2 protein-coding genes are annotated in these 1,393 nt (G+C 73.7%); one reads left to right on the top strand and one right to left on the bottom strand.

The annotated features are described in order from the left end of the window. On the top strand, positions 1-861 hold an 861-nt coding region (locus MXD58_RS27585), incomplete at its 5' end, for an RNA polymerase sigma factor SigF (protein ID WP_250611028.1). A gap of 58 nt (positions 862-919) precedes the next feature. On the opposite strand, the gene MXD58_RS27580 is transcribed toward MXD58_RS27585, so the two are convergent. Then, positions 920-1,393, bottom strand: a 474-nt coding sequence (locus tag MXD58_RS27580; RefSeq protein WP_250611021.1) for a hypothetical protein, incomplete at its 5' end; no start/stop codon positions are given.

Raw genomic sequence — 1,393 nt, 5'->3', positions numbered from 1 at the left:
GGCCCGGCCGGGCCCGCGCAGCCCACCGAGGACGCCGCCACCACCGGCGCCCCGGCGCCGGCCGCCGAGGCGGAGGTGGTCGAGGTGGTGGAGCGCACCCACTCCCCCGACCGTGCGCTGGCCCGTTCCCTGTTCGTCCGCCTCGCCGAGCTGCCCGAGGGCGACGCGGAGCGCGCCGCCATCCGCGACCAGCTCGTCCGCATGCACCTGCCGCTGGTCGAGTACCTCGCCCGCCGGTTCCGTAACCGCGGCGAGCCGCTGGACGACCTCGTCCAGGTCGCCACCATCGGTCTGATCAAGTCGGTCGACCGGTTCGACCCGGAGCGCGGGGTGGAGTTCTCCACCTACGCCACACCGACGATCGTCGGTGAGATCAAACGGCACTTCCGCGACAAGGGCTGGGCGATCCGCGTCCCCCGCCGGCTGCAGGAGCTCAAGCTCTCGCTGACCAAGGCGACCTCCGAGCTGTCCCAGACTCTGGGCCGCTCCCCCACGGTGAGCGAGATCGCCAAGCACCTGCAGATGAGCGAGGAGGAAGTCCTCGAGGGCTTGGAGTCGGCGAACGCCTACTCCGCGGTCTCGCTCGACGCGCCGGACTCCGGCGACGACGAGGCGCCGGCCGTCGCCGACACCCTCGGCGTCCAGGACGAGTCCCTGGAGGGCGTGGAGTACCGGGAGTCGCTCAAGCCGCTGCTGGAGAAGCTCCCGCCCCGGGAGAAGCGGATTCTCCTTCTCCGGTTCTTCGGCAACATGACCCAGTCGCAGATCGCCACCGAGCTCGGCATCTCCCAGATGCACGTGTCCCGGCTGCTCGCCCGCACTCTGGCCCAGCTGCGCCGCGGCCTGCTCGAGGACGGCTAGGTAACCGCTTCGCCAGGCGGGGTCGCCGCCCCGCCCGAACCGCCCGACCGGTGGGAGTTCACGTCCGCCGGGAGCGCCGGGTGGCAGGCCCCGCGCCGCCGCCCTCCGCGCCGTCACCGCGCGCGACCTGACCCTTCGCGTCGTCGGCCTCGTCCGCCGCCGGCCCGAACCCGCCCGCCGCCAACAACGCGATGATGATCACGATCGGGACGGCGAGCAGCGGAACGCCGTAGGCGTACACCCCGGCCTGCAGCAGGCCCCAGGCCACCGGCAGACAGAGAATCTGGACGACGAGGGTCGGCGAGCGCAACGACGCCGCCCGCCCCAGCACCCCCACCGCCAGCACGGCCACGCCGAGGCCGCCGATGATCGCGAGCACCCCGCCGGTCTCCGCCCGCGCGACGTCGTCGATGCCATTCCCGAGCCCTCGCAGCACCTGCAGCACGCCCAGCGCCAGCAGCACGAGCGCCTCGGCGGCGAGCAGCAGGCCGGCCACCCGGGCCGGGACGGACGCCGAGCGCCAGGCGGCGAG

The organism is Frankia sp. AgKG'84/4 (assembly GCF_023242965.2).
In the GTDB taxonomy this organism is placed as follows: Bacteria; Actinomycetota; Actinomycetes; order Frankiales; family Frankiaceae; genus Frankia.
The sequence above is the reverse complement of the archived record's forward strand: the minus strand, read 5'-3'. Positions and strand labels throughout refer to the sequence as shown.